Below are 23,670 nucleotides of genomic sequence, written 5' to 3'. Positions count from 1 at the left end.
TGGGGGTAGCCAGTTTGTGAATCAGCAGCAACCTGAGCCGGGCGTGCAGGTATTGGAGGTATTTAACTGGTTAAGGTTAATTTTAAACTTTTCCGTCGGAACCCCGCATTTGTCTGGTGCCAAGCAATTTGTTCTCTTGGGTAGCAGAACGAATCCTTTGCCGTCATGAGAAAGGTCATACTTACCGATAGTGTCTCCCTGATACTCAACTTCTACTTCCAAGTCTTCCATACCCAGGGTTTTCTCCGATAAAGCAATAATGTTCAAAAGCTTTTGAGGCTTAAGCCGGTGGTCAAAGTCATTGGCATCCCAAAGCTGAAAATTTGCTACTTTCTCCTTCCGTACGGTACCGCCACAATCAATAAAATTCTTGGTAACAACCCCTACTTCAGTTACGTGGAAGTGTTCCGGAACTTTCATTCCATCTTCAAGTTGAAAATCAACGGATTCTGAATTTTTCAGGATATCTTTTATTTCTGATAGTTTCATGATATTTAGATTAAGAAGTTAAAACTTGGCAACTTACAACTGCGGCTATACTTTATACTTAGGAATTTAATGCGTACAAAAGCCATTCATTAACATATTATTGCTTTATTACGATAAATAGAAACAAAAAAACTTAGCAGCAACTATCCTGGCATTCTACATTGCTGGAGAACATATTAAAAAAAACATCCCTCACCTCTTCCCACTTATGCTTATCGATACAGTAGCATACACTGGTACCTTCCACGGTGCCTGTAATAATCCCTACTGCCTTTAGCTCTTTCAAGTGCTGCGAAACCGTGGCCTGCGCCAAAGGCAATTCCCCTACCAAATCCCCGCAGATACAAGTTTGCTTTTTCAGGAGGTATTGTAATATCGCCACCCTAGCCGGATGTGCCAGTGCCTTGGCATATACAGCTACCTGGTTCTGTCCCTCCGTGAAATTCTGTGTCTTGGTAACCCCCATCTTTCAACTACTTCATTAGTATATCGCAATAATACGATTAAAAACTAAATTATCCAAATATAGTTTTTGAAAAGCATGTGAGATTAACACTCACATGCTTTTCAAAAACCAAAATATAATAGAGCCTAGCTGGCGCAACAGCTCAACTTGGCAATGTCTTTACTGAAGCCAATGGCAGCCAGCTTAATACCCTCTGAAAGGGTCAGGTAAGGATATAAGGTGGTGGCCACTTCCTCCACGGTCATGCCGCAACGTATGGCCAGCGTTATCTGAGAAATCAATTCGCCTCCTTCCGGAGCCACTATCCGGGCACCGATAAACCGGTCTGTCTCAGTATTCCGTACCAGCTTGATGAAGCCACGGGTATCTAGAGCCGCAATACTCCGAGGAACATAACTTAACGGTAACCTGCTTATTTCATATGGGATACCCAATACTTCGGCTTCTTTTTCATCCAAACCTACTCCGGCTATTTGGGGGTCAGTAAACACCACCCACGGCAAGGCGCTGAAATCTGTATTTAATTGCGCCCCGTTAAAGGCATTTCTTACAGCTAGCTTACCTTCATAAGCAGCAGCATACACAAAAGCAGGATTCGCCGTAACATCGCCTATGGCATAAATATTAGGCACGGAAGTCTCCAGCAGCGAATTTACCTTTACATGACCCGTCTTCTCCAGCGCCATACTAATCTTATCCAGACCAAGATTGCTGGTGTTGGCCTTGGTTCCGGTAGCCACCAACAAATGGGTAGACTCTATGACCTGGCTTTGACCCTGGCTATTGATAAAGAGCCGAACCTTACCTTCCTGTTGATTCACCTTTTCAATACTTGTTCCGGAAATAATTCCAATACCTTCTTCCCGCAGGTGCCGGGCCAATTCATCCGACACTTCCGCTGGCTGCGAACTTAATATTCTTTCCGAGCGCTGAATAATCCGAACCTTGCTGCCAAACCGGTGATAGGCCTGGGCGATTTCCAAAGCAATATAGCCACCGCCCAAAACGGTTAGGGATTCGGGCAGTTCATCCAGCTCAAAGATGGACTTACTGGTAAGAAAACTTACCTGGTCCAAGCCTGATATAGCGGGAATAAAAGTGGTGGCACCGGTTGCAATAATAAATTTAAGGCCCTTGTATTTCTGCTCTCCATCTACCAGAATCGTTTTAGAATCCAGGAATTCAGCCCAACCCGTTACGGTTTTTACAAACTCCAGGGTGTCCAGAATATTCTCATACTTTTCTTCTCGCATAGCATCTACCAGCTCCCGCTTCTGCTGAATGATTTGGCCATAATCCCAAGTAGCTTTCCCCGGTTTTACCCCGGAAAAAGGGGAATAGCTGGCATGACGGATGCTTTCGGCAGCCCGAATTAGAAATTTAGAAGGCACGCAGCCTACATTTACACAGGTTCCGCCAATGGGCAAACCAGCATTGACTACCAAAGTAGAAAGGCTCTGTTCATTGGCATAGATGGCCGCAGCAAAAGCCGCCGAACCTCCCCCAATAATAATCAAATCAAAATCTGTTTGAGAATCGAATTTGTTAACTGGAGAGTTGATTTCTCCAGCTACTTTATAATGACCTACCCCATTTATGGTATTGATGATAGCTTCCTTTGTTATCACATCAGGGTCGTAGGAGAACTTGCCTTTACCATCCGGATAACTAATTACTTCATTTATAATACCAGGTTTTCCTTCGAATCTTTTAGCAATGGAAGCTGCGCAATGCTCGCATGTCATGCCCGTAATAGCCAATTCTACCTGTTCTTTTTTCATAGCGTTCTAGGCCTGTCTAAAATTTAATTTTATAAAATTGCTTTTTTGGCGCAGCAGCTTTCTGTTGCTTTTAGGCTGGTGGTTTTACCAGCACTCTTGGTTTCAGGCAGCACCTGGCCTTTATAACCCGTTTTCTCAATCACAGCCAGAATTTGGGCTTCTGAAATTTTTGCAGCATCATATTTAATAATTGCCACATCACCCGGATATTTCACCTCGTTAGATAAGATGCCAGCTTGCTTGCTTAAAGCTTTATGTAAACCACTGGCACAACCGGCACAAGTTAGACCGGTAACTTTTACCTGTATGGTTTTAATATCCGCTTTCTTTACTTCAGCAGCAGTATTAGACAGCTCCATCGGTTTAGCAAATAAAGAACCAGTATTACAGATTTGGGTAAAAGCAAAGAGAGAGGAAAGAATTAGCATCCTTTTCATAATTGATAAATTCTAGATTGTTATTTTTGATTTACTTCTTCAAATCTGGTGACTTTATAACCCGTCTCTGCGGTTACCTTCTGAGCCAGCTTTGGCAGGTCTACTTTACTTTTATCATAGGTAACTTGGGCCATGCCGGTGCTATAGGAAGAACTGGCTGCTATCACCCCAGGTGTTTGTCGCAACGCATTGTTTACGCTGTGTTCACAACCGCTGCACGTCATGCCTGCTACATAAATATTAGCATGGACAGTAGTAGTGGCCGGCGATGTAAGCGCAGTAGCCGGACTTACTTTCGGGAAGAAAGCGCCGGAATAATAAGGAAATGACAGTAATATTACAGCCAAAGCGGTTACTGTTCCTAAAAAAGCCTTTGACTGCAAAAAGGATGGTTTCTCATCTTTCTCACATGCACAATCCATCTGAGCCGTCGGCTGGGGCTTCAGTTTCTGGTACCAGGCAAAACCCAATACAAGCACCGATGCGCCTACCAGATAGGGGCGAAAAGGCTCCAACCAGGAAAAGGTAGCCGCAATGCCACTGATGCCGCCCAATAAAGCCAGCACTGGGGTAATGCAGCAAAGCGATGCAGCCAAAGCCGCCAAGACTCCAGCTCCAACAATAGAATTGGAGGTGCTTTTTTTGGGGCTATTCAATGTGTCATTTTTCATGATACAGGATTATGTATTTGATTTTTTTCGATTAAGCTAAAGTAAGGCTGAAACAACTTACTGAATTCGAGATTAAGGGCATAGAAAATGGTTTGCCCGGTCTTTTTGGATTTGATAATATTACCGTCCTTAAGTTTGCGCAGGTGCTGCGAAATAGCCGAAACATTCATATTCAGCACATCACTCAGGTCACAGACACACAGGTTTTGCTCCTCGTACAGCAGAAATAAAATCTTTAAACGCACCTCGTTTCCGGCTAGGCTTAGAGCATTGGCTAGGACCTGGATTGTTTCGTTTACATTTTCCATTCTCTTTTTACAGGTATTGATATGGTCCGCATCAGCAAAAACCCGGATGCAACTATTGGTGCCATCTTTCATAATAATCGGTCGAATGTTATTTTAATTTATACAAAGATATAAACAATGTAGTATTTAAGATAATGCTAAAACAAGTATTTTAGCATTATCTTAAATACGAGTAAAAATTAATCTTAGACCATGTAAACCAGGTCGGAGGCACTGGTAGGATAAGAGAATATCATTTTCCTAACTTGGCTGGCTGTAATATCATGCTGCATGGCCATTGCCAATATATTAATAACTTCTGGTGCATGAGAGCCTAACAAATGGGCTCCTATGATTAAGTCACTATCTTGGTCAGTAATTATCTTATAACCCGATGTACCTTCATTTATTTGTTTAGAACTGAACCAAGATGCGGTTTCTTCAAATTTTATTTTGACGTTTCTTCCTTGGTTCCTTGCTTCCTGCTCCGTTAAACCCACTGAGGCCATCGGCGGTATGGAAAATACATTAGTAGGAATGACGCGATAGTCTGGAGTTTTCTTGTTGCCTTTTAGCATATTGCTAGCCACTACATGGCCTTCCATTGCCGCTACGGGAGTTAAAGGCAAACCTCCTTCAGCAGCATCTCCGCAAGCATACACATTTGGGTTAGATACACTTTGTAGGTACTTGTTTACTTTAACCCCTCTTTTGGAATAAGTTACATTTGCGTTTTCAAGCCGGAGGTTTTCCAGTTCCGGAGTTCTTCCGGCAGCATGTACTACTATGTCAGCATTGATGGTGATTTCCTGGTTCTGCTGTTTTGCCCGTACCACATAATGTTCTCCTGTTCTTTCTATACTTTTAACCTCAGTTTCAAGTATTACCTCAATGCCAACGTCCCGGGTTGCTTTCAGCAGCAGTTTTACAAGGTCAGTTTCAAAATTCTTTAAAGGTAATTCGCCACGATGTACGATAGTCACCTTGGCGCCAGCCCGTACTGCTATGTGGGCAAACTCCATCGCGATATAGCCGCCGCCTACCAGCACAATATCTTGGGGCAACTGCTCTAAATCGAGGAATCCCGTACTATCAATTAAAAACTCCTCTCCTGGGATATTTAATTTATTTGGCATAGCTCCGGCTGCAATTACAAATTGCTCAGCTTCTAGTTGCCCATCTCCTACTTGAATTACATTTTCGGATATAAAAGTGGCCGTGCCATGATAAGTAGTGATACCAGCCTTTCTGAAACTCTTTTCTCTGCTTTCCGGCACTGGGTCTGTAAACGTTCTTTTAAAGCTCATTAATTCTGGCCAGGAAAGAACGGCCTTTCCCTTGATTCCTTTCTGCTGCATACCCATCGCGCGCTCTACTAATTCGGCGGCTTGCACCAGAACCTTTTTAGGGTCACAGCCCCGCAAGGCACAGGTACCCCCAAAAGGTTGGTGGTCTATAATAGCCACCTTTTTACCATTAGCCCTGAATTTATTTGCAGTAATGCTTCCAGCAGAACCAGTGCCGACAACAACCAAATCAAACTTTTCCATAATCTTAATGATGCTTTATATTTTTGAGGTTGCCTGGTGCGCTGTTCTTACAGCCACTTAAACATCTGCCTTCATTGCGGGGACAGGTAGCACAGCCCCGCTTAAGATACCAGATAAAGCCTACTATCCCCAAAACTGCTACAGCAATGCCAATTACCGGCCAGGAAGGCATAAGTAAGGATAAGCCCGATAAAAGTAAAAGCGGCAAACCGCAGCATATAAGATGCAACAGCGCAAATAAACCGACCATGCCCCAACTTGATTTATTCTCTGATTTCATACGAATGGCATAATACTGTTTACTGAACCTGTTTTCTGTAAAGAGGTCCAGCAAACAACTGGGTTAATACTTCATTGGGCTTGAATTTCCGGCTGCGGTTCGATAAACTGCATTTTTCCCGCCATAACTATGGCGGCCAGGTGCCAGCGGTTGGCCCGGTGGTAGTTGCGGATAAAAGCATCTCTGACCTCAGACCGATGGCTCAGGACAGCTCCCTGGTTCCACCGATTCATAAAACCCTCCACTGCAAAGATGTGTCCAATAAGAATCATCCTGTCATCTATGACATCGGTAGTAACCGAGCCTAGGCTATCAATACTTCTGGCATCCGTATGGGCATTGTAGGGAGCCGGTAATGCATACCCACCTGCCTCAAGTATATCCTTCATCTCTTTCACATTGGGTTCACACACATCATGTCGGTAGACGAGCATGGACTCCCTCAGCATGGGGTTTTTCAGCACTTGCATAAACAGATTACATTGCCCCATGCATACCTGCTCCCTTAGATAACCCTGGGTTACGGCGTAGTATTCACTGGCATCCAACGTAGCTCTTTTGGCATAAGTAGAGGCATAGGCCTTTTCTGCCATTTCACTATAAGGAGTATGGCCGTACTCCTGACCCGTTACAATTTGAATGTCTTCTCCTTGCTCACCGGTGTTGTAGGTACCTCCGCTCATCATAGAGCCGATGGCTTTTTCAAAAATGTTTTGTGAGGATTCCTCCCCTTGCAAATTCGTGTTCATGATGTACCTCCTTTAAAATTTTAAAGAGAAATTAATTTAAGTATTTTAGCAATTGCTAAATAATTAATTTTTACGCCAGCATGTTTTTTTAAAGTTTTAGATAATTCTAAATAAATAAAATACATGCTACAGACAAGGTCCGTCTTGAAAAATAACTCTAAATACAACTAAAATTATCTTCACTAAAACTCCTCCTCCCCTATTTTACAAATCAGCAACGTTCGTTGCTGATTTGTAAAATAGGGGTTACTTTGCAAAAAAGTAATGAACTGGGCGGCAGGGGAGAAAAGCCATAAGTTTTGCAATTGCAAAACAGCACCTGAAATTCCAGCTGCCACTCTTATATATATGGAATATCAGAAGTACATCGCCTACTACCGGGTATCGACGGCCAAGCAGGGCAGGAGCGGCCTGGGCCTGGAGGCTCAGCGCGCTGCCGTCATCTCTTTCACCAAAAATCCGGACGGCATCATCCGGGAGTTCACCGAGCATGAGTCCGGCAAGAATGACGACCGCCCCCTCTTGGAGCAGGCCATTCTGGCGGCCAAGAAGCAAAGCGCCACTTTGATTATCGCCAAGTTGGACCGGTTAAGCAGGGAGGTGGCCTTTCTTTTCCAGCTCAAGAAAAGGGTGGAGAAAAACAATATTAACTGGCTTTGCCTGGACATCCCTGAGATGAATACGCTCAACATCGGTATATGGGGAACCATGGCCCAGCACGAGCGGGAGCAGATAAGCAAGCGTACCAAGGTTGCGCTTCAGGCCCTGAAAGCTCGTGGCCAGCAATTGGGCAATCTGGATAATTTGACTGAAACCGGCCGTGAACTTGGCGTGGAGGCCATCAAAAAGAAAGCTGCCTCCAATGACAATAACAGGAGGGCAGCCGAGTTAATCCGTCTTTACCGGGATCAACGAATGACTTGGCTAGGCATCGCCGAGAAGCTAAACCAATCCGGCTTCAAAGCTAGCAGGGGCGGCACATTTCAGGCAATACAAGTTCAAAGAATTCATCAACGCTATTGCGAGAAGAGCATTTAAATACAGAAACGCATTTAAACACCCTCGTCTCAACTTCTCGGAATTAAACGGCTCCTGATTTTTAAGATCCCATTGCATAGTCTTGTTCTGAATCTGGAGAGATAAACAATTAATTTAAGGAACAAGAGGGTTATGCAGAACCTAATATCCAATCTAGGCTCACTGAATCTGCTTCACCTAGACGCTCATCTATTGTGGAGAATAACAGGAAAGGATTAACTTGCTTCTAGCATCGTGCTAAAATGAAACTTGCCCCATTATATCATATACCCATAGTTATTCACCTTTTTGATTTGTAAAATGTAGATAGGGGTAAACCTAAGCAATACATTAGAATTGTCATTCGCCTTATACATTCTCCACTGCCCAGACGATAAACTAGTTTTTGGAGATCATTATAGGTTTAAACGGGCCATATTTATGCTGATGTTCACTATAAGAGTCCTTGTAAGGACCAAACGGATGGTCAAAGGGTTTTTTTGATATGTCTGGCCAATCCTTTTGTATATTTTTCTTAGGCCTGGGCATGGTATTCACATACGCGGCTACATCCCAAGCATCCTCATCGGTCAGCTGCGGATTGCGGTGGGTGGCTCCTAAAGGCATGTTGGCCTTCACATAACGCGCAAAGTTGGAGATACGGTAAAGCCCTGCCCCATCATTGTAACTGTTCTTTCCCCAGAGGGGCGGATACTGATATTCAGGGTTGCCGGGTGTTTTCATACCCTGACCCACCTGCCCGTGGCACGTTTGGCATTTCTGCACGTACACGGCTTTGCCAAGCTCAGGACTAGCCGCACGATCCAGCACCTCCATTTCAAGAAGGCCAGACCCTTTTACATTGTCGCCTTTCTTTACGTCTTTTCCTACCCATTTAATGTATGCCACTAGGGCCTCCATTTCTTTCGAGTTGGGGGCAAGCGGTTGACCATTCAAGCTGCGTTCAAAGCAGTCGTTTACCCGCTTTTCAATATTCTCGCTTTTGCCTGAGCGGGCCCGCACTTTTGGATAGGAGGAAGCGACCAATGAATAGTTGTTGCCAAACGGCTTGGTGCCTGCCCCGAGGTGGCAGTTTTGACAATTCATGCCGTTTGAGATTTGTAGGACACTGCCGGTAGGGCCTAAGTATTTGGCGGTGTGGGCCACCAAATACTGTCCATATTTTATTTGTTCCCCTGCTGTTCCGCTTGGGATTGTCGAGAAGTCCGGGGCTTCCCATACTTCACTCTCTACCAAGGTTGAGGCAGTGAAGGTGGAAGAAGAGGACTGAGAAAGCGCAATGGATGGGCCAGACTGCGTTGCGTTAGATGGGTAGAACAGAGTAAATATAACTGTACCTAATAAGATAAAGACCGCAAAGACGGTAAAACCTACCGCTTTGGTTATGTTAAATAAAAAGTCAATTAAGTTTTTTTCCTCATTAAGTTTCATCGGCTTGTCAGGTTAGGTACATTCATAGGTAAAATTTACCGATTCAACCTAAGACGTTCTGTGACTTTAGTCACGCTAGCCCGGAAATGAAGAAATTTTTAAATGTGATGCGGGGAGAGTTTACCATAAGCATCGAATCATTCAAAAGAGGCAGGGCAAATGACCCCTGTTTTCATTATGTAGGCTTGTTAAATATTATTATGCTGGTAAAGTAAAAGGACAATTCTAAAAGCCGCTTCTTCAACTTTAAGTGTTAATTGGCTAGTAATTGATTGAGGAATCTAAAAACCTCTCGTAAAAAGTATATTAAAAAAATCGGGGAGCAATACTCCCCGATTTTTTAGCTTACCTAAACACATAGTCCACATTGGGCAACTGTGAAAGCACCGGTGACTCCAGGTCAAGGACCTTGGCTCTTCCGTCAATCTTAGGTGATACAGTGCCATTTTTCTTCAGGTATTCCTCCATTACATCATGCACGGTATAATCTAATACCTTAGGATTTTTGGCATTTGGCATGCGACATAATACATGGTCTGGCTCACCGGTTCTCCTGCAGGCCGCCATGGTGTATTCACGCTTCATGTCAAGCGGTTTTCCGCCCACTGTTATAGACTGAACACGCTCTCCTTTTGGTGCGTTGGCTTTGAAGGTCAGCTCCATGCCAGAGAATCTAATGACCCAACCACCGAAACGCTCCAGCGGCTTCTCCGCAAAAACGTTGTGCAATTCCTGTTCCATCCAGTTTTGTATCTGCTGGCCGGATACCTGTCCTGTTTTCACATTCTCGTTCACGGGTAGCATGTTCCAGATGTCACTGTAGGTGATGGGAGCTTTGCCAGATGCATCAGGCACAATGGGCGTTCCAAAACGGAAGCCGTTTGAAATGGCTATGTCAGCACCAGTCTTCCAGCGAACAGCATCAGTTATCATGTTATCCAAAGCATTTTCAACCACCAGGTAGCGGTACAAAGGTTGCGTAGTATAGCCTAAAACACGGTCCATCTGTTTTTTGTAGGGAGCTATTTGCTCGTCTACTATTTTCTGAACAATAGGATCTGCCGGGTATTTCTTTGGGTCTACATCAATTAATTCGTAGTTCTGGCCTATTATTTTTCCGTCTTTCACTTGCAGGTCCAGGCGACCAACAAATGAACCGAAGCCACCCGGCTCTACCACCTGGGCATACTTTCGCTTAAGTGGCTTCCTGATTCTTTCATGCGTATCGTTGCCCAGTACAAAGTCCACGCCTTCAATTTCGGGCTGGTCCGCTAGGTATATTTGCTTGGAAATCCCCAAGTGCGTTACCAGGAACAAGATGTCAACGCCTTTTTCTTCTTTCAACTCTTTGATAAGGGGCTGCATGTTGTCTTCCAGATTCTTAAAAAGGAGACCTTTGCTGAAGACGGGGTTCTGGCGGATAGGCACCTCGGGGTCATTGTAGGAAATAAAGCCCAGTTTTACTCCTTTCATTTCTTTGATGATGTAGGGAGGGTACACCATAGCAGAGGTAGACTCATCATAGATGTTTGCGCACACTACCGGCTTTCCATAGGACTCCATGATACTGCGCATTTTCTGACTGCCAAAGATGACTTCCCAATTACCCGGAATCAGGAAATCATAATCCATGGCCCTAATCACAGGGGCAATGGCGTCCCCTTCAGACATAGCCGCAACGGCACTACCCTGTATCAGGTCTCCGCCGTCCACAATCACAGTGCCTTCGGGGTTTTCTTTTTTCACCAGCTTAAAAAGTGTCTGAATATGGGCCATGCCGCCACGTTCTTTAAACACAAACTTTCCGTTCTCGACAAACATCTCCTGGTGGGGCATCAGCTGTCCGTGGATGTCTGCCGTCTGTAGGATGGTGATGGTTTCAACGCCATTTGTATTGTCAGTGGTTTTACCCTTTTCCAACGCCTGGCAAGAGCTCAATGCAACAAAGCCAATTACGGGTAGGGTAGAAAGTATAAATCTTTTGATGTGTAGCATCATATTATTATAGTTAAATAGAAAGGAAGGATAAGCTTAACAAAAGAAGGCTTACCTTAATTTTGGCTGTTAAATTTTACAAATACACCCTGTCTTCAAGCTCAAATACTTTAGGTATAAGTCATACATGAGCCGGGAGGGTGTAGATAGAGGAAGCAAACCACTCTTTGACGTAGCCCAGTAATTGTCCTCAAACTGGAAGGTAATTAGCTGAGCCGGGGTGGGTCAGGCTCTAAATATTTACTAAGAGAGAAATATGTTGCCTGCTTGTAGCCAGACTTTTGTAAGTCCAGCAAAAGGGGAACAAACACGAATTCATCAGCAGGCTCCGTGCTTATAATTTTTACAGAACATTGGATTTCAATAGTCCCCTTTTTCAGCCCGTTTTCTGTATCGGGTGCTTTTTTAAGCAGCTGTTTTAAAAATCCGGTTTCATCGCCCGATGCCGCTAGCCGATTTTGAGCTTCTTTCCTCAGACAAACCTTTTTTATTGACACACCTGCACGCTCTCCTGGCACGAAGCTGATTATCGTCAGTATCGAAAGATGAAGGATTATCATCAACAGGGCCCATATGTGCAGGTAGTGCTTCAAGTAATGTTTTTTAAGCTTTAGAACAGATTGTTACTGTCAGGTTTTACAAAACAAGCAAAATGGCTTTTACCTCACAGTGACTTTTGTCACTTAGGTTCAAAACGCAATGTGTGTACTTGCAGACAGTAGAATTCTTATAAACTTAGAATTGAACGATAGCTATGAACTATGTAATGAATATGATGGCCTTCCTGCTGCTCTTTGGGTTCAGCAGTTGCCAGCAGGAAACAGGTGGTACGAAAGTAAACTTGACTGCAACCGAAGTTAAGCGGTTGATAGAGTCTAACCAGGACATTGTAGTGCTGGATGTACGCACCCCCTATGAATTCCAGGAAGGAAATCTGAAAGGCGCGGTTAACATAGACTACACTTCCCCGGATTTTGAGCAGGAAATAGCCAAACTGGATACGGCCGCCACCTACCTGCTATACTGTAAATCCGGCAACAGAAGTAGTAAAGCAACAGCAGTCATGAAGAGTAACAATTTCAATAACCTTTATAATGCAACTGTAGGGTTTGATGCCCTCCGATCAGCAGGGGTACAAACCAATTAAACGGTGGAGACTGCAAGCAAAAGGTATAGTCAACTGGTGATTTTCTGGCTCCTGTTGCTATTAATCCTAGTAACTGACCTGATTAGTGCCCCACTCGCTTTATTATTAGGGATAGTATTGGGACTTGTTATAGGCAATCCATATCCGGCAAGGCTGAGTACGGTCACCAAGTACTCTTTGCAGGCTTCGGTGGTCGGGTTGGGTTTCGGTATTAACCTGTATCAGGTTGCTGAAACCGGTTTCACAGGGTTCTTTTATACCGCCATCTCGCTCATTGCAACCATGGTGGTCGGGTTACTTTTGGCGAAGCTGTTGGGAGTGGGGAAAAAGCTCAATCACCTTATTTCTGCTGGTACGGCTATTTGCGGCGGAAGTGCCATTGCAGCGGTTGCACCGGCTATAAACGCCTCAGAAAAGGAAATTTCAGTGGCGCTGGGGGTGGTGTTCATTTTGAATGCCCTAGCGCTCTTTGTTTTCCCGTTCATAGGCAATAAGCTACAGTTGTCACAGGAACAGTTCGGGGTTTGGGCCGCCATTGCCATCCATGATACCAGTTCCGTAGTAGGGGCCGCCACGGAGTTCGGTGAAAAAGCACTGGAAATTGCCACCACGCTTAAACTCACGCGGGCTTTATGGATACTGCCGGTAGTGCTTATCACGGGCTTTCTGTTTAAGTCTGAAGGCAAAGCAAGCTTCCCGAAGTTCATATTTTTCTTCCTGGTAGCATCCCTGTTCAGCACTTTCCTGAGCGGCCTGAGCGAAGTGTATAGCTGGCTAACTATGCTGGCCCGGAAAGGCTTGATAATAAGCTTGTTCTTAACGGGGGCAGGCATTAGTCTATCACTACTTAAAACCATTAGTATCAGGCCGTTTCTGCAAGGGATTGTTCTTTGGGTGGTTGTGGCTAGCAGCTCACTGCTGGCAGTTTACTATTTGGTTTAAAAGAGCAGCAAGATCACCTGTAAAGCGTATCATGAAGAGTATTAAGCACAAGAATAACAACTAGTTAAACATTATGGGATAGCCAATCCCACGTGACTATGGAAAAGCAAACGAACTTAACCATTCTTCAGCTCAACGACACCCATGCCTACCTGGAACCGCACCAGGAGATGTTTTGGGAGGGTGGCACCACAAAGTACCGTCGAGCGGGAGGCTTTGCCAAAATAGCAGGGTACCTAAAACAGCTTCGCCATGAAAAGGAGGATGCCGTACTGGCATTGGATTGTGGTGACACGTTTCACGGAACCTACCCCGCAGTTGCTTCTAAGGGCGAAGTGATGGTGCCTGTGCTTAATGCGCTTGGCCTGGCCGCTATGACGGCACATTGGGAATTTGCCTATGGCCCGGAGCAGTTCAAGAAACTGACCCAGATGCTCAACTACCCCATGTTGGCCATCAATGTGTATGAGAAAGCTACGGACAAGCTGGCCTTTGAACCCTACACCTTGAAAGAAATCAATGGCTTGAAAATAGGGATCATTGGCATTGCCTGTAACATCGTTGATAAGACCATGCCGCCCCATTTCAGCGAAGGCATCTATTTTACGCTGGGCAACAAAGAACTACCCGATTACATACACAAGCTAAAGCAGGAAGAAAAGGTTGATGTCATTGTTCTGATTTCTCACCTGGGCTTTCCGCAAAACATGAAGCTGCTTTCCGAAGTGCAAGGCGTAGATGTTTGCCTGAGCAGTCACACCCATTACCGTACTTCCCAAGCCGTAAAACAGGGGAAAACGATTGTGATAGAGTCCGGTTGCCATGGTTCCCTTCTGGGGCGCTTGGATCTGACCTTAGAGAACGGCAGAATCTCCAACTATTCACATGAAATGGTGGAAGTCTCAGACCATTTGCCAGATGATGTCCCCATGCAGGAGCTGGTGCAGCAGGCTGTTCAGCCTTATAAAACAGAGTTAAACCAGAAAGTGGGGGAGACAGCTACGGTGCTGGACCGGAACAACATCCTGGAATCTACCATGGACAATTTTCTGCTGCAAAGTATGTTGCACGCAACAGGCGCAGAGCTGGCTTTTTCGAATGGCTGGCGTTACGGGGCACCTATCGTTCCCGGGCCTGTCACCCTGAACGACCTTTATAACATCATCCCGATGAATCCCTCTATCCGAACGGTGGAACTGACGGGACAGGAACTGCAGGAAATGTTGGAAGGGAACCTGGAGAAAACGTTCTCGCCTGACCCGTATGCACAGCAAGGTGGATTTGTAAAACGGTGTTTAGGTTTAAGAGCCTTTATAAAGATAGAAGCACCTAAAAACAACCGCATCCAGAAGCTCTTTGTGAATGATGAAGAACTAGACTTGCAACGGACCTATAAAACCGCTTTCGTGACAGAGCAGGGCGTGCCCTCAACGTATGGCACCAACCGCACCGACACAGGTATAAAGGCCATTGAGGCCATGAAGCAATACCTGGAAAAGCATTCACCTGTGCGTGTTGATTTGCTGGGCACTTTCACGGCAGTATAATTCCCATTAACTAGACTTTACTTCTATGAAATTAAGTAGGAAACTAGGCGTCCCTTTGGGGATGGCAACACTCATTTTTGTCGGCGCCTGCACAAACCAAAATCCAACATCAACTACCGCAAGTGATATGTCAGGAAACCAACAGAAGTCCATCAGCATTTTGCATACCAATGACATGCACGGCACCTATATGCCTTTCTTGACCACAAGGGATAACGCTACCGCCCAAACCGGAGATGCTGGTCGTGACACGCTTATCACATTCGACAAAGCAGCAAAAATAGGGGGCTTTGCCTACCTGGCCAGCGCTGTGAAGAAAGTGCGGAAGGAGAAAGGCGCGGAAAATGTGTTGCTGGTGGATGGGGGCGATACCTTTAGCGACGATCAACTGGGCAATCTCACCAAAGGAGAGGCCATGATTCGCTTCATGAATGCGGTGAACTATGATTTGATGGCGCTGGGGAACCATGACTTCGACTATGGTTTTCCACGCACGCGCGAACTGGAGGAGATGGCAACTTTCCCTTTCCGGGCAGCTAACATCACGGATGACAACACGCAACAACCAATTTTCGGGGAACCTTACATCATTACAGAAAAGAACGGGGTGAAGGTGGCTATTCTGGCGCTTGGCTACCGCAACACACCCAAAACCGGTAATCCCGACAATGTGAAAGGCCTCAGTTTTAAGGTGGGCCAGGACGTAGCGAAAACCTATGTGCCGGAGCTCAGAAAGAAAGCTGACATAGTGGTGGTGCTTTCGCATGAAGGGACGGCGGTGGATTACAAAATGGCCCGTGAAGTGGAAGGGATTGACCTGATCATTGGTGCCCATAGCCATGACATACTGGAGCCAAGAAAAAAGATAGGGCAGACGTTTGTGGTGCAGGCCATGTCAGATGGAGCGGTACTGGGCGAAACAGAACTGATCATCAAAGACCAAAAGCTGACTGATGTAAAAACGCATCATCATTGGCTCTGGAACAACCAGTTGCAACCAGATGCAGAAATACAGGCGTTAATTGACCAACAACGCACACCACACCTAGCCCAGTTACAAGAGCTGGTGGTAGAAAGCGAGGCAGTCATAGGAAGACAGTACAAGTCTGAGAGTCCGTTTGATAAACTGGTAGGCAATCTCTTACTCAAAGAGTTTAAAGGAGACGTGGCCATTATGCCGGGCGTAGGGTATGGTATTTCCTTTAAACCAGGCCCTGTTACAAGTGAGGAAGTCTACAAGCTGTTGCCACATCCTTCTAAAATTGTGACCTTGACCATGACAGGCAAGCAGTTGAAACTAACCCTGGAGCAGTCGGCCAAAAACCTGAAGCCCGAGGATAAACTTGACGCGGTGGGTGGGCTCATCCAGACGGCTGGCATCCGTTACCAAATAGATCTAACCAAACCCATAAGAAAACGAGTAAGCAACGTTCAAATCAAAAGCCATCCAGTAAAGGATGCACAAAGTTACCGGATTGTCACTCACAATGGCCTATTGACCGGACTGCACAACTTCAATGAAATTGGCAAAGGGCAGAACATTGTAAAAACAGAGAAACCGCTCACCGATTTTATCATTCAGAAGCTAAAGGAGATGAAGACAGTAGCTATGCCAGATAATATGGGCGAAGTGATCATCAAACGCTAATCACGCACCACCTTTCAACAAAAAAGAGCCCCGTCATCCATAGATGACGGGGCTCTTTTTCTGTAATTTGTACTTGAAGTTTAAAACTTGATATAGCTCCAACCTTCTTCCTGCTTTGTAACGATTTCACCTATGCCCATGGCAACAGTTGGTGTGTTGGGCAACAGCTGGATTTTATCAATTTTAGCTCTTTTCATGGTATTCTCACATGCGACAAACACTACTCCTTTGGCCTGAAGGTCTTTAATCTCATTGGCTTGGGTTGACTTTCCGGCAACAAGCAGGTTGATGGCTTTGCCATGTACCACCACTTCCACCTGAGAATCTGGCCAACCGCGTTTGATGTTGTTTAACTGCCTGATTAAGCCAGCGTGCATGGCGGTATCTGCCACTGACAGGTCATACACAATCTTGTGTTGCTTGGTTTTTTCAGTCTTTTTAGCGGTCGATGTAGCCTGTGCCTGAACATTGGAAAGTGGAGCTAGAAATATGGCTAGCAAAACCATTAGGGCTAATCTCAATTTCATACTTTCTTTAATTTAAAGTTAAACAATGATTCTGGTGTTATTAGATCGATATGTAAGCCCAAGCTTATTTTAAGGCATGAACAAGCTTGGGCTTTACTATTACTTTGAAGCCAGCTTCTGCAAGAAGTCAATCACCTCGGGCGTGTCATATTCGGCCATGCCGTTCTGCTGGGCCACTATCTTGCCTTGCGGCGAGATGATGTACGTGGACGGGATGGCCGGGCTGTTGAACTCCTCGGGCATCTGGCTGGCCGGTAGGTACACCGGGAAGGTGAAACCCTTCTTGGCGATAAATTTCTTCACCTTGTCCATCCCGTTCTGGTCCACTGACAGCATCACGAAGGCAATCTTGTCTGAACCAACCTTCTCATACAGGCTCTGGATGTTGGGCATCTCGGCGATGCACGGCGGGCACCAGGTGGCCCAGACGTTCAAGAAGATGACCTTTCCTTTGAGAGACTCAAACGCTACCACCTTGCCCTCTAAGTCTGTCATCTGGAATCCGGCTCCTGCCATAGGCGAAGAGGTAGAAGTCAAAGTAGCCGGCGTGGAGGTTTTTGGGGCAGTGGGCATCTCCGCGTTTTTGAGGCCGGTGGCCAGCAGCAGGCGTTGAACCCCGCCAATGACTTCGGTGTGCAGGCCAGTGGCGTACAGCACGGCAAAAATGGCCAGGGTATAGACCCAGCCCGGGATGCTTTTGAAGGAAAATTTATTTCTGTCCATCTTTTTCTTTTTTAAGGTGTTTTCTGGGAAATAGGCCAAAACGGCTACAGCTCCACCGTGGTATAGCCCTGAGCCTGCAAGTCAAACATGTAGGTGAGGCCGTTCGGGATGATGGTGACACCTTCCACCAGCGTGGCGGGGTCGATGTTGAACTGTTTCAGGGACATGCCGCAGACTTTGTACTGCACGCCCGCCACTTTTCCCTTCTCTATCTCAGCGGCCATGTCACTGCCCTTCACGAAGGCCTCCACCGATTTGGCGCAGGCCATCACCACAAAAGAATCCCTTTTATAGTCACTGGTGGGCGTCATGGTCTGAGCAGTGTGCACGGCGGCTTTCACATGGTTGGGCTGACTGATGAGCACCGCGTAGTTTTTGGCACTAGCCTTGGAAGGCACCTGGGTGCTCGTTTCAGCGGTAGCACAAGAGGAGAGAAACGGAAGCAAGGCGATGGCAAAGATGGCCAGCATTTTGCCGGCTTTGGATATATTCATGTTAGGAAAAAGTTTAGATTGAATGAATTGGTCCAAGCTGTAATAGCGCGCGCCGTTCACAGAAAAGAAAAACAGCATGCCCAACAGCGCTATGTTTTTGAACAAAGGACCGTTGCCCGCCGGGCTGTCCACCTGCACAGTGAGGGTAATGGGAATGAGTATCAAGGCCAGCAACATTGCCGTCCACTTAGTCTGTAGCCCTGCTAACAAAAGCAAACCGCCTATCAGCAGACCTACCCCAGACAGAATGATAAGGGTCTCTGGCGAGGCAATCCAGGAGGTTAGGTGCATGAACGGGGCTTTCTGCAATTTGGCTACCGCTTCTTCGGTCTGAAACAGATGGTTTAAACCGGCCATGATGAAAATGAGGCTACCCAGCACGCGCAAGACCAGATAGGATATTTTTTGCAAAGGTGTATTTTCCATTGGGTTGATTATCTTAAAATGAGGTGAGTAAGGCAAGGACAATCCAAGCCTACATTTCTGTAAGTAAAAGCGCAGTACCATCTCTGTCGGTTGTTAAAGCATTAAAGGACAGGATACCACGAATAAACATCACGTTAAGAAATTCGGGGTGGGTTGGGTTCTCGTTCCAAAGGAGGAGGAAAATAAACTACGGCTAATAAGTTGCCCTTTATTTTCGCCCCCGGCGATAAATGATGGACGGGCATCTGCAGGAGTGCAGCAATCAACGCATAAATTGGCGTGCTACAGTCAGTCAAGGTGCCGGCGCTGTTATTTGAAGAAGAATGGGTCTGATGGCGCAGGCACTTCTTTTTACAAGTGCGCCTGGCGGTATGTTTTTTATGATTACCAGCTTCTCTCAGGACAGACGTTTCTGGGCTCACCCACCGGTTCACCGCTTGGTGCGGATTGGGCAGGGTGAACAGCAGGAGCAGAACGCTGATGCCTAAAAGCAGGTAACTCTTCATTGTATCTTTATTCGTGCAAACAGTATTGATCTATAAGCTCAGTATTCTTCTTTTTATTGAACGCTGAGGCAGGTTTGACTAGGCCAAAGCACTTTCTTTGTACAGCACATACGCAGTTCAGATAAAACGCCAGCCCCAACGGTTAGCAAAGCCGTACCCAGCAACACCGCGTCTAAGCCAAACAAGTCACTAAACACGCCCGCCGCCACAGCCCCCGCCACGTACCCGAAGTCGCGCCAGAACCGGAAGATACCCAAGCTCTGGGGTCTCTGCGAAGGATGCGTATTCTCCGCCACCACAGACAGGAAATTAGGGTACACCAGCGCCGTTCCGGCTCCAAGCAAAACTAAGGCTGTTACTAGTACCGGAATTGCTCCAGCGAAGAGCAGCAGACCGATGGCCATTCCTTGCAGGACCATGCCCAAGGTGAGCAACTGCTTTTTACAGTACACATCGCCTAACTTGCCTGTCACCAACTGGCCCAAACCCCAGACCACCGGATAAATACCCGCTAGCAAGCCAGTCTGCGCCAGAGAATAGCCTTTGGTGGCCAGAAGTACGGGTAAAAGCCCCCAAAGAATGCCGTCGTTGAGGTTATTGACAAAACCATTCAAGGTCACCGAGCCCAGATTGCCATGGCGCCAGGTAGTGTCTTCCCAGATGTTAGATAAGAGCGGAATGGTGGTCTGTTTGGCTTCAGTACTTGCATGGGATTGCGTGTCTTTTACCAAGAAAATGGTCAATAAAAGGCCAATGATGGAGAAACCAATGCCGGGAATAAAGGCGTAGGTCACATTACCAGATTCTGAGGCAATGTAGCCCGCCAGAAACGCCACCAGCCCTACGGCCAGATAGCCAGCAAACTCATTGATACCCATGGCGAGGCCTCGGTTCTTCTCACCTACCAGGTCAATCTTCATGACTACGGTAGAGGACCAGGAAAGGCCTTGGTTCAATCCCAAAAGAACGTTGGCGAAAATGACCCAGCTCCAACTCTCGGCGTAGAGCAACAACCACGGCACGGGCAAGGCAAAAAACCAACCCAGCGTTAACAATTGCTTGCGGTTGTACCGCTTGGCCAGCCGTCCCATCATGAGGTTGGCAAACGACTTGGCCAACCCGAAGGCCACAATAAACGACAGCAGGGCCGTATGCCCGCTCAGATTGAATACCGTTTCGGCAAACTCAGGGATTACGGATCTTTCCAAGCCCACCATCGCCCCCACAAAACCATTTACCAGCACCAACAGCCAGAACTGTAGCGCGTTTTCTTGTAAGCCAAGCTTTGTTTCTGGTAGGGCATTCATGGTTTTAAATGGGTCATACTGGATGTTAAAGTAACCCGTTTTTGGCCTGTTTTCATGAAAACAGGCCAAAAACTGAAAAGAGATTAGTGAGGAAGTCGGTCTTTGAGGACGCCGTACATATAAGTACCTACCAACCCGCCAAAAATGGCAATTAGGATAGGCCAATAAGCATAGCCAAGGTTCACGAATAAAGGTCCCGGACAAGCCCCTACCAGCGCCCAACCCAACCCGAAGATGATACCCCCGAACAGGTACCTTGGAACAGACTTCTCTTTAGGCGTAAAGGTGATGGGGTTGCCCTGGTAGTCACGCATCTTGTATTTTTTGATGAAGTACACGGCTATCACGCCCAGTACCACGGCCGTCCCGATAATGCCGTACATGTGGAATGATTGGAACCGGAACATTTCTTGGATACGGTACCAGGAGATAGCCTCAGACTTGCTCATCACAATCCCGAAGAGAATCCCCGTCAATATAAATTTCAGTCCTTTCATAGGGCTACGTCTTTATGTCTTTGATGAAAAATCTTTAGAAAATAAGTGGGTACAGCAGGAACGTCATGATAAGGCCCCCAATGAAGAAGCCAATCACGGCCACCAATGATGGCCACTGCAGGTCAGACAAGCCACTGATGGCGTGCCCTGAGGTACAGCCACCCGCGTACCGTGACCCAAACCCAATCAATAATCCGCCGCCCAGCAACAGTGCAATGGTCTTAAAGCTTAGGAGTGATTCCATCCCGAACAGCTCCTCGGGTTGCATTCCCTGCGGGGCAGAGAAGCCTAGTTGCTGTAGGTCCTGAATAGTGGCCTGCGAGATCTGCACCGCCTCGCCTGTGGAGAGGAAGGTAGAAGAAATCCAACCGCCCAGGACGGCGCCCACCAAGAAAAGAATGTTCCAAAGCTGGTTTTTCCAGTTGAAGTCAAAGAACGGCACGTGTTTCCCGGCTCCGCAGGCAGAGCAGATAATCCGGAGGTTCGCAGAGAAACCGAATGACTTCCCGAAGAAGAGCATGATGACCATGATCAGGGCAATCACCGCCCCAGACACGTACCAAGGCCAAGGCTGACTAAGTGTTTCTAACATAATTATAAATCTTTCTAGAAGGCTGTTTCGCTACTATGGTTAAACTTCTTTGAATTACCTTGGCCAAGCACCTACGCCACCCTGCAGGTTATAAGCCTTTAGGCCTTTCTCTGCCAACATCTGGCAAGCAGAACCGCTTCTATTACCGCTTCTGCAGAAAACAAAGTACTCCTTGTCCTTGTCGAGTTTTTCAATAGCCGCTTTAAACTCAGAGGACGTCACGTCCAGGTTTTTAGCGCCAGGAATGGTGCCAGAGGCAAACTCCCCAGAAGTGCGCACGTCCAACAGTTCAGCTTTGCCGGCTTTGTTATAGGCCGTTTTAAACGATTGCCCATCTAAATCTTGATAGTTCTTCGGGGCTGATTTAAATAAATTAAACATGGCTATTTGTCTTTTGAAAGGTGATTTGGGCCAGCAATGAAGCTAGCCCTTTTTGTTTTGTCTGTCTTTTCGTTTTTGGCCTGTTTTCTATAATAAAGGCCAAAAACGGATTTTTATGTCTCTTGCCATCAGCCACGTCTCAACTGATTCTCAATTACTCTGCAAAGGTCTAGCTTTTGGAGCAGTGGTTCAGTGACTTTTGTCACGCTGAGCAGTAAGCTAATAGCTCAAACATCTTTATAATTCTAACTTGCTCCTTGTTTAAGTAATGTAGAAGGACACACGAAGGCGGTTCTTGGAACTCTGGTCCCTGAAATGCCTTTGAAGCCTTCCTGCACGTTCACCAGGTTGTCATAACCCCGCGCTTTCAAGATCGAGGCCGCAATCATGGAGCGATAGCCGCCGGCACAGTGCAGGTACACTTCCTCGTCCTTCGGGATTTCAGCCAGGTAATCATTCAGGTAATCAAGAGGTGCGTTGCTGGCCGTCTCCACGTGCTCAGACTGGTACTCGCTTGGCTTGCGCACATCAATCACTTTTATCGTGCTGTCTTGCTGATAGCGCTGTTCAAACTCAGTAGGTGAGATAGACGTGATGGTGTCTGTCTCTTTGCCGGCTTCTTGCCACGCGTTAAAACCGCCTTTCAAATACCCGATTGTATAGTCATAGCCTACACGTGCCAAACGGGTCACTACTTCCTCATCCCGGCCTTCTTCTGTTACCAGCAAAATCTGCTGTTTAATGTCTGGGATCAAGGTGCCAACCCAGGGTGCGAAGTTGCCGTCAATGCCAATGTTGATGGCGTTGGGGATGAAGCCCTGGGCGAAGTCCTCTGGCTTTCTGGTGTCCAGCACCAGCGCACCGGTCTCATTAGCGACTAACTCAAACGCCTCTGGACTCAGGGCCTGCAAGCCTTTCTCCAAGACATCTGCTATGTTGTCATAGCCTTGCTTGTTCATCTGCACGTTGAGCGGGAAATAGCTTGGCGGAGGGGCAAGACCATCCGTCACTTCCTTCACAAATTCTTCCTTGGTCATATCTGCGCGCAGGGCGTAGTTGGTTTCTTTCTGGTGGCCCAGGGTATCAAATGTTTCCTTGCTCATGTTCTTGCCGCAGGCAGAACCCGCACCGTGCGCCGGGTATACCAGCACGTCATCAGAAAGAGGCATTATCTTGTTTCTAAGCGAGTCAAACAGATGGCCGGCCAGCTGGTCTTGGGTAAGGTCAGACTTGGCGGCCAGGTCTGGGCGACCGACATCTCCAATGAAAAGCGTGTCCCCGGAGAAAAGAGCGTAGTCTTTGCCGTTTTCGTCTTTCAAGAGAAAGGTGGTAGACTCCATGGTATGGCCCGGGGTGTGCAGAACTTTAATGGTCACGTCGCCTACTTTCAGCTCTTCGCCGTCTTTGGCGATGTAGGCGTCATAGGTGGTCACCGCGTTGGGTCCGAAGACGATTTGTGCGCCGGTGGCCTTGGCCAGGTCCACGTGTCCGCTCACAAAGTCAGCGTGAAAGTGCGTCTCCAGCACGTATTTTATTTTAGCATCCCGGCTTTCGGCCTTGGCCAGGTAGGGCTGGATTTCTCTAAGCGGGTCAATTATAACAGCCTCGCCGTTGCTTTCTACATAGTAGGCACCTTGCGCCAGACATCCGGTATATATTTGTTCTACTAACATGGTGTTTTGTTTTTGTGTTTTGGGTTTTACTCTACAAAAATACAGGATAAGGAAGGCCCGGTCAGTGACTTAGGTTACATAAGGCC

At 46.6% G+C, this 23,670-nt stretch carries 26 protein-coding genes; 5 read left to right on the top strand and 21 right to left on the bottom strand.

Annotation, left to right across the window (positions count from 1 at the left end):
* Nucleotides 1-21 precede the first annotated feature (21 nt).
* The 9 genes from FHS90_RS18210 to FHS90_RS18170 form a co-directional block, all read right to left on the bottom strand.
* Nucleotides 22-489, bottom strand: a complete 468-nt coding sequence (locus FHS90_RS18210) for a DUF6428 family protein (RefSeq protein WP_182514100.1) — start codon at nt 487-489, stop codon at nt 22-24.
* 133 nt (nt 490-622) lie between these two features.
* A complete protein-coding gene (locus tag FHS90_RS18205) occupies nt 623-955 on the bottom strand; it encodes an ArsR/SmtB family transcription factor (RefSeq protein ID WP_182514099.1) in 333 nt (110 codons plus the stop codon).
* A gap of 125 nt (nt 956-1,080) precedes the next feature.
* Nucleotides 1,081-2,736, bottom strand: coding sequence for a mercury(II) reductase (merA, locus tag FHS90_RS18200; protein WP_182514098.1), 1,656 nt, complete (start codon nt 2,734-2,736; stop codon nt 1,081-1,083).
* 29 nt (nt 2,737-2,765) lie between these two features.
* The gene (locus tag FHS90_RS18195; protein WP_182514097.1) at nt 2,766-3,173 is read right to left on the bottom strand and encodes a heavy-metal-associated domain-containing protein; all 408 of its coding nucleotides are present in this window, start codon (nt 3,171-3,173) and stop codon (nt 2,766-2,768) included.
* A 20-nt stretch (nt 3,174-3,193) separates the two neighbouring features.
* Nucleotides 3,194-3,844: a mercuric transport protein MerTP gene (gene merTP / locus FHS90_RS18190; RefSeq protein ID WP_182514096.1), complete on the bottom strand. Its 651-nt coding sequence runs from the start codon at nt 3,842-3,844 to the stop codon at nt 3,194-3,196.
* Entirely contained in the window at nt 3,841-4,224 is a 384-nt protein-coding gene (locus FHS90_RS18185) for an ArsR/SmtB family transcription factor (protein WP_182514095.1), read from the bottom strand. Before FHS90_RS18185 ends, merTP begins: the two co-directional genes overlap by 4 nt.
* A 113-nt stretch (nt 4,225-4,337) precedes the next feature.
* Nucleotides 4,338-5,681, bottom strand: a complete 1,344-nt coding sequence (locus FHS90_RS18180) for a dihydrolipoyl dehydrogenase family protein (RefSeq protein ID WP_182514094.1) — start codon at nt 5,679-5,681, stop codon at nt 4,338-4,340.
* A 4-nt stretch (nt 5,682-5,685) separates the two neighbouring features.
* The gene (locus FHS90_RS18175) at nt 5,686-6,015 is read right to left on the bottom strand and encodes a hypothetical protein (protein WP_182514093.1); all 330 of its coding nucleotides are present in this window, start codon (nt 6,013-6,015) and stop codon (nt 5,686-5,688) included.
* A gap of 17 nt (nt 6,016-6,032) precedes the next feature.
* On the bottom strand, nt 6,033-6,710 hold the full coding sequence (locus FHS90_RS18170; protein WP_182514092.1) for a hypothetical protein: 678 nt from the start codon (nt 6,708-6,710) through the stop codon (nt 6,033-6,035).
* A 348-nt stretch (nt 6,711-7,058) separates the two neighbouring features.
* Between FHS90_RS18170 and FHS90_RS18165 the strand changes: the two genes are divergently transcribed.
* On the top strand, nt 7,059-7,748 hold the full coding sequence (locus tag FHS90_RS18165) for a recombinase family protein (protein ID WP_182514091.1): 690 nt from the start codon (nt 7,059-7,061) through the stop codon (nt 7,746-7,748).
* A gap of 378 nt (nt 7,749-8,126) precedes the next feature.
* On the opposite strand, the gene FHS90_RS18160 is transcribed toward FHS90_RS18165, so the two are convergent.
* The 3 genes from FHS90_RS18160 to FHS90_RS18150 form a co-directional block, all read right to left on the bottom strand.
* A complete protein-coding gene (locus FHS90_RS18160) occupies nt 8,127-9,179 on the bottom strand; it encodes a c-type cytochrome (protein ID WP_182514090.1) in 1,053 nt (350 codons plus the stop codon).
* A gap of 345 nt (nt 9,180-9,524) precedes the next feature.
* Nucleotides 9,525-11,177 carry a bifunctional metallophosphatase/5'-nucleotidase gene (locus tag FHS90_RS18155; protein ID WP_182514089.1) on the bottom strand — a complete coding sequence of 551 codons (1,653 nt, stop codon included), beginning with the start codon at nt 11,175-11,177 and terminating at the stop codon, nt 9,525-9,527.
* A 203-nt stretch (nt 11,178-11,380) separates the two neighbouring features.
* Complete coding sequence (locus tag FHS90_RS18150; RefSeq protein WP_182514088.1) at nt 11,381-11,767, bottom strand: hypothetical protein; 387 nt, start codon at nt 11,765-11,767, stop codon at nt 11,381-11,383.
* Nucleotides 11,768-11,928: 161 nt separating this feature from the next.
* On the opposite strand from FHS90_RS18150, the gene FHS90_RS18145 reads away from it, so the two are divergent.
* The 4 genes from FHS90_RS18145 to FHS90_RS18130 all read left to right on the top strand — a co-directional run bounded on the left by FHS90_RS18145 (nt 11,929) and on the right by FHS90_RS18130 (nt 16,458).
* Nucleotides 11,929-12,321, top strand: a complete 393-nt coding sequence (locus FHS90_RS18145; RefSeq protein ID WP_246387198.1) for a rhodanese-like domain-containing protein — start codon at nt 11,929-11,931, stop codon at nt 12,319-12,321.
* A 3-nt stretch (nt 12,322-12,324) separates the two neighbouring features.
* Complete coding sequence (locus tag FHS90_RS18140; protein ID WP_182514087.1) at nt 12,325-13,263, top strand: putative sulfate exporter family transporter; 939 nt, start codon at nt 12,325-12,327, stop codon at nt 13,261-13,263.
* Between the two features lie 98 nt (nt 13,264-13,361).
* On the top strand, nt 13,362-14,810 hold the full coding sequence (locus FHS90_RS18135) for a bifunctional metallophosphatase/5'-nucleotidase (protein ID WP_182514086.1): 1,449 nt from the start codon (nt 13,362-13,364) through the stop codon (nt 14,808-14,810).
* A gap of 127 nt (nt 14,811-14,937) precedes the next feature.
* Nucleotides 14,938-16,458, top strand: a complete 1,521-nt coding sequence (locus FHS90_RS18130; RefSeq protein WP_246387196.1) for a bifunctional metallophosphatase/5'-nucleotidase — start codon at nt 14,938-14,940, stop codon at nt 16,456-16,458.
* 80 nt (nt 16,459-16,538) lie between these two features.
* On the opposite strand, the gene FHS90_RS18125 is transcribed toward FHS90_RS18130, so the two are convergent.
* The 9 genes from FHS90_RS18125 to FHS90_RS18085 all read right to left on the bottom strand — a co-directional run bounded on the left by FHS90_RS18125 (nt 16,539) and on the right by FHS90_RS18085 (nt 23,584).
* A complete protein-coding gene (locus FHS90_RS18125; protein ID WP_182514084.1) occupies nt 16,539-16,985 on the bottom strand; it encodes a DsrE family protein in 447 nt (148 codons plus the stop codon).
* 99 nt (nt 16,986-17,084) lie between these two features.
* Nucleotides 17,085-17,708 carry a TlpA family protein disulfide reductase gene (locus FHS90_RS18120; protein ID WP_182514083.1) on the bottom strand — a complete coding sequence of 208 codons (624 nt, stop codon included), beginning with the start codon at nt 17,706-17,708 and terminating at the stop codon, nt 17,085-17,087.
* Between the two features lie 44 nt (nt 17,709-17,752).
* Nucleotides 17,753-18,613, bottom strand: a complete 861-nt coding sequence (locus FHS90_RS18115; RefSeq protein ID WP_246387194.1) for a DoxX family membrane protein — start codon at nt 18,611-18,613, stop codon at nt 17,753-17,755.
* Nucleotides 18,614-18,762: 149 nt separating this feature from the next.
* Entirely contained in the window at nt 18,763-19,134 is a 372-nt protein-coding gene (locus FHS90_RS18110) for a hypothetical protein (RefSeq protein ID WP_182514081.1), read from the bottom strand.
* A gap of 53 nt (nt 19,135-19,187) precedes the next feature.
* Nucleotides 19,188-20,441, bottom strand: a complete 1,254-nt coding sequence (locus FHS90_RS18105; RefSeq protein ID WP_182514080.1) for an MFS transporter — start codon at nt 20,439-20,441, stop codon at nt 19,188-19,190.
* A gap of 83 nt (nt 20,442-20,524) precedes the next feature.
* Nucleotides 20,525-20,938 (bottom strand): YeeE/YedE family protein, encoded by a 414-nt coding sequence (locus tag FHS90_RS18100; RefSeq protein WP_182514079.1) that lies wholly within the window; start codon nt 20,936-20,938, stop codon nt 20,525-20,527.
* Between the two features lie 34 nt (nt 20,939-20,972).
* Complete coding sequence (locus FHS90_RS18095; RefSeq protein WP_182514078.1) at nt 20,973-21,530, bottom strand: YeeE/YedE family protein; 558 nt, start codon at nt 21,528-21,530, stop codon at nt 20,973-20,975.
* Between the two features lie 54 nt (nt 21,531-21,584).
* On the bottom strand, nt 21,585-21,911 hold the full coding sequence (locus FHS90_RS18090; RefSeq protein ID WP_182514077.1) for a rhodanese-like domain-containing protein: 327 nt from the start codon (nt 21,909-21,911) through the stop codon (nt 21,585-21,587).
* A 245-nt stretch (nt 21,912-22,156) separates the two neighbouring features.
* Entirely contained in the window at nt 22,157-23,584 is a 1,428-nt protein-coding gene (locus FHS90_RS18085; RefSeq protein ID WP_182514076.1) for an MBL fold metallo-hydrolase, read from the bottom strand.
* Nucleotides 23,585-23,670: the final 86 nt, after the last annotated feature.

This window comes from Rufibacter ruber (assembly GCF_014138425.1).
GTDB classification, from domain to species: domain Bacteria; phylum Bacteroidota; class Bacteroidia; order Cytophagales; family Hymenobacteraceae; genus Nibribacter; species Nibribacter ruber_C.
Note: the sequence above shows the minus strand (reverse complement) of the source record. Positions and strands in the feature narration are given on the sequence as shown.